Origin of the sequence: Streptomyces sp. NPDC005017 (assembly GCF_042873115.1) — a bacterium.
Classification (GTDB): domain Bacteria; phylum Actinomycetota; class Actinomycetes; order Streptomycetales; family Streptomycetaceae; genus Streptomyces.
Genome location: NZ_JBIALD010000002.1, coordinates 294,863 through 301,028, shown reverse-complemented (window position 1 = coordinate 301,028; position 6,166 = coordinate 294,863). Strand labels below are relative to the sequence as shown.

Below are 6,166 nucleotides of genomic sequence, written 5' to 3'. Positions count from 1 at the left end.
GGGTGTCCGTCCTCGGTCCGCCGGGCTGGCTCCCTACGGGGGTTCTGGTGTTCGACGGCGGCCGCTGCGGGCGGACACCCCCCGCCCCGTCCCCTCCCCGCCGTACGCGGCTTCCCGCCGCCCGTCGCCCGTTGCCGCGGGCATGCGTACCGCCAGGGGCGGCACGGGTGGGCGTGGCGGCACCTCGTCGCGCCGAGTTGCGCACCGCCCCGCCCTCAGCCCCCGGGCAGTACCTCCCTGACGCCGAGCCGCGCACCGTCCCGGGCTCCGCCAAGGGCCACCTCGTTACTTGGGGTCCGCGTTGAACTTCGCCGTCGACCAGACGTACCCGACACCCGCCAGGACGAGGCACCACGCAAGAGCCAGAGGCCCGTTGTGGCCGATCTCGGTGCCGAGGAGCAGGCCCCGCAGCGTCTCGATGGCCGGCGTGAAGGGCTGGTACTCGGCCACCGGCTGGAACCACCCCGGCATCGCCTCGACCGGCACGAACGTGCTGGAGATCAGAGGCAGGAAGATCAACGGCATCGCGTTGTTGCTGGCCGCCTCGGCGTTGGGACTGACCAGGCCCATGCCGACCGCGATCCAGGTGAGCGACAGGGCGAACAGCACGAGGAGGCCGAAGGCCGCGAGCCACTCCAGGACACCGGCGTCGGTGGAGCGGAAGCCGATGGCCACGCCCACGGCGCCGACGAGGAGCACGCTCATGACGCTCTGGAGGACGCTGCCGACGACGTGGCCCACGAGGACAGAGGCACGGTGGATCGCCATCGTGCGGAAGCGGGCGATGATGCCCTCGGTCATGTCGTTGGAGACGGAGACCGCCGTGCCGATCGTGGTGCTGCCGATGGTCATGAGCAGCAGGCCCGGGACGATGTACGCGATGTACTCGGAGCGGTCCGGGCCACCGCCGCCGATGCCCGCGCTCATCGTGTCGCCGAAGACGTAGACGAACAGCAGGAGCAGCATCACCGGCGTCAGCAGCAGGTTCAGGGTGAGGGACGGGTAGCGCCGGGCGTGCAGGAGGTTGCGGCGCAGCATGGTGGCCGAGTCGCGTACGGCGAGGGAGAGGGAGCTCATCGGGCGTCTTCCTTGGTCTGGTGGGGGACGGTGACGGAGCTGGTCAGGGCGAAGAAGACGTCGTCGAGGTCGGGGGTGTGCACGGTCAGTTCGTCGGCCTCGACCCCGGCCGCGTCCAGGCGGTCCAGGAGGGCGCGCAGTGCGCGCTGGCTGCCGTCGCTGGGGATGTGCAGGGTGAGGGACTCGTCGTCGTGCGCGGTCTCGTTCAGCGTTGCCGACGCTGATCTGTAGGCGGCCGGGTCGGTGAAGCGGAGGGTGACGTGGCCGCCGGGGATCAGACGCTTCAGCTCGTCGGCGGTGCCCTCGGCCGCGATCTTTCCGTCGTTCAGCACCGCTATGTGGTCGGCGAGTTCGTCCGCCTCCTCCAGGTACTGGGTGGTGAGGAAGATCGTGACGCCGTCGGCGACGAGTTCGCGGATGATCTGCCACATGTTGTGGCGGCTGCGGGGGTCGAGGCCGGTGGTGGGCTCGTCGAGGAAGATGACGCGCGGGCCGCCGACCAGGGTCATGGCGATGTCCAGGCGGCGCTTCATGCCGCCCGAGTAGGTCGACGCCGGCTTCCTCGCGGCGTCGGTGAGGTCGAAGCGGGCCAGCAACTCGGCGGTCACCCGGCGTCCCTCGGCCTTGGACAGGTGGTGCAGGTCCGCCATGAGGAGCATGTTCTCCTCGCCGGTGATCAGACCGTCCACCGCCGAGAACTGGCCGGTGACACCGATCGCCGCGCGCACGGACTGCGCGGCGGTGGCGAGGTCGTGGCCCGCTACCCGGACCTGCCCGGCGTCTGCGGAGATGAGCGTGGAGAGGATCTGCACGGTCGTGGTCTTGCCCGCGCCGTTCGGGCCGAGCAGGGCGAAGATCGTTCCCTGCGGGACGGCCAGGTCGATGCCGTCGAGGACGGTCTTGTCACCGTAGGACTTGTGCAGCCCGGTCGCCGCGATGGTCAGGTCGGTCATGGGTGGTCCCCCTTGGTCGAGTTCGGGTTCAGAGGCTGCGGGCGGTGATGTCGCCGTGGGCGGTGGTGGCGTGGAAGGTCACGGCGGCGTCTCCTTCGGTGTTGGTGAGGCTGTTGGTGATGCGGCCGTGGGCGGTGCCGGCGTCGAGGGAGGCGGAGGTGCCCCGGGGGGTGCCGACGGCGATGTCGCCGAGGTCGGTGCGCAGGGTGACGGTGCCGCGGGCGGCCTCGGTGACGCGGATGTCGCCCTTGCGGGTGCTGATCTCGGCGGGGCCGGTGAGGCGGCCGAGGGTGATGTCGCCGGCCTGGACGGTGAGGCGGGCGGTGGCGGCCTCGTCGAGCTTGACCGTGCTCCGGGCGCCGTCGTAGGTGACGTCGCCGAGGCGTCCCACGCCGCGGAGTTCGGCGTCGGCGGCCTTGGCCTCGACGTGGGAGCCGGCGGGCAGCCGGACGGTGATCTCGACGGCTCCGGTGTGGCCGAGGAGCCGGTTCGCCGCCTCCTGGGCGCCGATGCGCAGGACCTCGCCGTCGTAGGCGACGTCGATGCGCTCGGCGGCCTTGGTGTCGCGGTTCTTCGCCGCGTCGGCCGGGCGGATCTCCACGGTGGTGTCCGGGCGGTCGGCGGCGATCAGCTGGATGCGGCCCGCGGGGATGTCCAGGACGACGGAGACGGGGGCGGGAGTGGCGAACGTCTGCATGGTGGGTTCCTTCGGTCGTGGCCCGAGCCGTTCGGCTCGTTGCCGCTCGTTCTTTCTGATGATGGAAACGCTACGTTGCGTTCGTGGATTCGGCAACGCTCTTGTTGCGTGTGAGATGAATACTTGCAGTTCAGTGAAGGTATTTTGTTGCAATGGGCTTGGATTTAATGCAACGTTGGGAGAGTGGCGCGTTGCAATGAGTTGAGGTGAACGCTATGGTGGGGCGGTCACGGAACATGAAGGAGGGTGTGATGCCGGGAGGCAGGCTCACTCAGCAGGAGCGCCAGCAGATCGCGTCGGGGCTGGCCGACGGGCTCGCCTACGCGGAGATCGCCAGGGGACTGGAGCGGCCGACCTCGACGATCACGCGTGAGGTGATGCGCAACGGCGGTCCCACCGGCTACCGGGCCGATCTCGCCCACCGTGCCACCGAGCGGCGTGCCCATCGCCGCAGGCAGGCCGCGCCCCGGGACCGGCGGGCGCCGGATCAGGCGTACGGGCGGGACCCGGAGGAGGTGCGGGCGTACGAGGAGACGTTCACGACCCTTCTGATGGCGCAGGGCCTGCCCAAGATGATGGCGAGGGTGCTGACCTCCCTCTACATCACCGACGAAGGCAGCCTCACCGCGTCCGAGCTGGCCCAGCGTCTCGGGGTCAGCCCGGCGTCCGTGTCCAAGGCGATCGCGTTCCTGGAGAGTCAGGATCTCGTCCGTCGGCAGCGCGACGAAGGGCGCCGCGAGCGCTATGTCGTCGACAACGAGCTCTGGTACCAGGCGATGATCGCCGCGGCCCGGTCCAACGTCCAGCTCGCCGAGACCGCGCGGCAGGGCGTCGCCGTCCTCGGCCCCGGCAGCCCGGCCGCCGGGCGGCTGGAGAACATAGCGCGGTTCGTCGACTTCATAGGGGAGAGCATCACGCGCGCGGCCGAGCAGGCTCGCGACGTCCTCTACACGAAGGCCGAACCGGCGCCGGACGGTCCCGAGGAGCCCGACGCGGGGCGCTAGCTAGGTGGTCAGTGCCCGTGCGATCGTGGCGATCCCCTCGGGCCCGACCCGGCAGCACCCGCCGATGAGGCGGGCCCCGGCCTCGCGCCAGGCCTCGACCCGGGCCGCGTCGAACGTGGCCGGGCCGTCCCAGGCGCGGGCGCCCGCGTCCCAGGACTCGCCGCTGTTGGGGTAGACGACGACGGGTTTGCCGGTGACCCGGGCGGCCGTGGCGACGGCGTGGGTCACGTCCTCGGGCGCGCAGCAGTTGACGCCGACGGCGAAGACCTCGTCGCAGTCGGCCGCCGGCGCGAAGGCCTCCTCCAGCGGCTGGCCGGCGCGGGTGCGGGCGCCGGAGACGCTGTACGACAGCCAGGCCGGAACACCGAGAGAGCGGACGGCGCGCAGGAGGGCCCTGGCCTCGTCGGCGTCGGGGACGGTTTCCAGGGCGAGCGCGTCGGGGGCCGCGGCGGCCAGCGTCTCCATACGGGGCCGGTGGAAACGCTCCAGTTCGGCCACGCTCAGGCCGTAGCGGCCCCGGTACTCGGAGCCGTCGGCGAGCATCGCCCCGTACGGCCCCACGGACGCGGCCACCCAGAGCGGCCGTGTGATGCCTCCCGCCCTGGCCAGTCGGCCCGCCTCGCGGGCCGACTCCACGCTCAGCGCCAGCAGTTCCGCGACCTTCGCCGGCCCCAGTCCCCGTCGTGCGAACCCCTCGTACGTCGCCTGGTAGCTGGCCGTGATCGCCACGCTCGCCCCCGCCTCGAAGTAGGCGAGATGCGCCCCCACCACCGCCTCGGGCCGCTCCATCAGCGCCCGCGCCGACCACAGCTCGTCCCCCAGCTCGCACCCTGCGGCCTCCAGCTGGTTGGACATCCCCCCGTCGAGCACGAGCGGCCCGGCGGCGAGGGCGGAGGGCAGGGCGGGTGTGGCGCTGACGGTCATGTACCGACGCTAACGCGACTTCCGGTCAGCCGAGGGTGGCGCCGAAGCCTCCGGCCGCGGCCTGCGCCTCCGTCAGCAGCACCGTCCCCCGGTGCGAGACCCTCACCAGGTAGAACCGCTCACCCGTGGGGACGTCAGCGACGGACACGTCGAACCGGCAGGCGCCGCCTTCGGGCATCGACTCGCCGAGGTGGCCGGTGGCGACGACGGTCCCCGCCGCGTCGTACACGGTGACGGCGGTGCCCTCGAAGATGTCGTCGTAGCCGCCCTCGCCCCGGCAGCCCCCGGCGCCGTCGCCGACCGCTCCGTCGGTCAGCTCGAACGTCCCGGTCAGGGTGAAGGCCGTGGGCGCCCAGGACGCGAGGGTGGGCGGCGGGCCCGCGGGGCCCTCGCCGCCGCCCGCGAAGGTCCAGGAGACGCCGACCGCCCCGGCTCCGATGACGGCACCGGCGACAGCCGCGAGGACCGGATGCGCATGACCCGGCTCCTGCGGGCCCGGACGGAACGCGGGCTCCTCCGCAGGCGGCGGGGGTGTCTCCGCGGTCATGACCGCCCCGGTGCCCCGCACCGCCGGTCCGCGGCGTCTCCGCCGTCCATCACCTCAGCGTGCGCCCGTCGGGCCCGACGCGCATCCTTGGCGGCTACGGTCGTCCCATGAGCGACTCGACCCCCTTCGCCGCCCTGCACCGCGCCGGTGACCCGTTGCTGCTGCCCAACGCCTGGGACTGCGCCTCCGCGCGGGTCCTGGCCGCGCACGGTTTCGCCGCCGTCGGTACGACCAGCCTCGGTGTCGCGGCGGCGGCCGGGCTGCCCGACGGGGCCTCGGCCACGCGGGAGGAGACGCTGCGGCTGGCCGTGGCCCTCGGGCCCGGGCCGTTCCTGCTGTCGGTGGACGCGGAGGGCGGGTTCGGCGACGACCCGGAGGAAGTGGCCCGGCTGGCGGTGGAGCTGGCGGCCGCCGGTGCCGTCGGGGTGAACCTGGAGGACGGGCTGGGGCCGGCCGCGCTGCACGCCGAGAAGATCGCCGCCGTGAAGGCGGCCGCGCCGGGGCTGTTCGTCAACGCCCGCACGGACACGTACTGGCTGGGGGACGGCAGCGGCACGGCGGAGCGGCTCGACGCCTACCAGCGGGCGGGCGCCGACGGTGTGTTCGTCCCCGGGATCTCCGATCCGGCGGACATCTCCGGCGTGCTGCGGGGGCTGGACGTCCCGCTGAACGTTCTCCTCACCCCCGCCGGGCCCGCCGTTCCCCGCCTCACGGACCTCGGCGTCCACCGGATCAGCCTCGGCTCCCTGCTCTACCGGCGGGCCCTCGGCGCCGCCCTGGAGACCGCCCTCGCCGTCCTGGGCGGCGGGGAGGCGGCGGAGCGGGTGCTGTCGTACGAGGAGGTGCAGGCGCTCTCGGGGTGAGACGGACCGCGAAACCCGGTTGAGCGACGGCGGCGGGGAGTGCAGGGTTCGTCTTCGGGCTCCCTCGCACGGGCGGGCTCTCCCTCGTCCTGGGGCTCCCT

At 72.7% G+C, this 6,166-nt stretch carries 7 protein-coding genes; 2 read left to right on the top strand and 5 right to left on the bottom strand.

Annotated elements, in window-relative coordinates; translation table 11 throughout:
* Window positions 1-285 precede the first annotated feature (285 nt).
* From ACFYR0_RS04140 to ACFYR0_RS04130, 3 genes are read right to left on the bottom strand one after another with little or no spacing between them, the layout of a single operon-like run.
* Window positions 286-1,077: an ABC transporter permease gene (locus ACFYR0_RS04140; protein ID WP_389321652.1), complete on the bottom strand. Its 792-nt coding sequence runs from the start codon at window positions 1,075-1,077 to the stop codon at window positions 286-288.
* Window positions 1,074-2,030, bottom strand: coding sequence for an ATP-binding cassette domain-containing protein (locus tag ACFYR0_RS04135; protein ID WP_389321650.1), 957 nt, complete (start codon window positions 2,028-2,030; stop codon window positions 1,074-1,076). The genes ACFYR0_RS04140 and ACFYR0_RS04135 overlap by 4 nt, the downstream gene beginning before the upstream one ends.
* Before the next feature lie 28 nt (window positions 2,031-2,058).
* Entirely contained in the window at window positions 2,059-2,727 is a 669-nt protein-coding gene (locus ACFYR0_RS04130) for a DUF4097 family beta strand repeat-containing protein (RefSeq protein ID WP_389321648.1), read from the bottom strand.
* A 251-nt stretch (window positions 2,728-2,978) separates the two neighbouring features.
* Here ACFYR0_RS04130 and ACFYR0_RS04125 point away from each other — a divergent pair, with 251 nt between their 5' ends.
* The gene (locus tag ACFYR0_RS04125; RefSeq protein WP_389321646.1) at window positions 2,979-3,731 is read left to right on the top strand and encodes a helix-turn-helix domain-containing protein; all 753 of its coding nucleotides are present in this window, start codon (window positions 2,979-2,981) and stop codon (window positions 3,729-3,731) included.
* On the opposite strand, the gene mmuM is transcribed toward ACFYR0_RS04125, so the two are convergent.
* Window positions 3,732-4,655, bottom strand: a complete 924-nt coding sequence (gene mmuM, locus ACFYR0_RS04120) for a homocysteine S-methyltransferase (RefSeq protein WP_389321644.1) — start codon at window positions 4,653-4,655, stop codon at window positions 3,732-3,734.
* Between the two features lie 25 nt (window positions 4,656-4,680).
* Window positions 4,681-5,202, bottom strand: a complete 522-nt coding sequence (locus tag ACFYR0_RS04115) for a hypothetical protein (protein ID WP_389321642.1) — start codon at window positions 5,200-5,202, stop codon at window positions 4,681-4,683.
* 107 nt (window positions 5,203-5,309) lie between these two features.
* Between ACFYR0_RS04115 and ACFYR0_RS04110 the strand changes: the two genes are divergently transcribed.
* Complete coding sequence (locus ACFYR0_RS04110; protein WP_389321640.1) at window positions 5,310-6,065, top strand: isocitrate lyase/phosphoenolpyruvate mutase family protein; 756 nt, start codon at window positions 5,310-5,312, stop codon at window positions 6,063-6,065.
* Window positions 6,066-6,166 lie beyond the last annotated feature (101 nt).

What these genes read in the sequence shown, in the direction of transcription:
- ACFYR0_RS04135 (WP_389321650.1), bottom strand. Translation starts at nt 2,030, where the DNA reads ATGACCGACCTGACCATCGCGGCGACCGGGCTGCACAAGTCCTACGGT.
- ACFYR0_RS04125 (WP_389321646.1), top strand. Translation starts at nt 2,979, where the DNA reads ATGCCGGGAGGCAGGCTCACTCAGCAGGAGCGCCAGCAGATCGCGTCG.
- mmuM (WP_389321644.1), bottom strand. Translation starts at nt 4,655, where the DNA reads ATGACCGTCAGCGCCACACCCGCCCTGCCCTCCGCCCTCGCCGCCGGG.
- ACFYR0_RS04130 (WP_389321648.1), bottom strand. Translation starts at nt 2,727, where the DNA reads ATGCAGACGTTCGCCACTCCCGCCCCCGTCTCCGTCGTCCTGGACATC.
- ACFYR0_RS04140 (WP_389321652.1), bottom strand. Translation starts at nt 1,077, where the DNA reads ATGAGCTCCCTCTCCCTCGCCGTACGCGACTCGGCCACCATGCTGCGC.
- ACFYR0_RS04110 (WP_389321640.1), top strand. Translation starts at nt 5,310, where the DNA reads ATGAGCGACTCGACCCCCTTCGCCGCCCTGCACCGCGCCGGTGACCCG.
- ACFYR0_RS04115 (WP_389321642.1), bottom strand. Translation starts at nt 5,202, where the DNA reads ATGACCGCGGAGACACCCCCGCCGCCTGCGGAGGAGCCCGCGTTCCGT.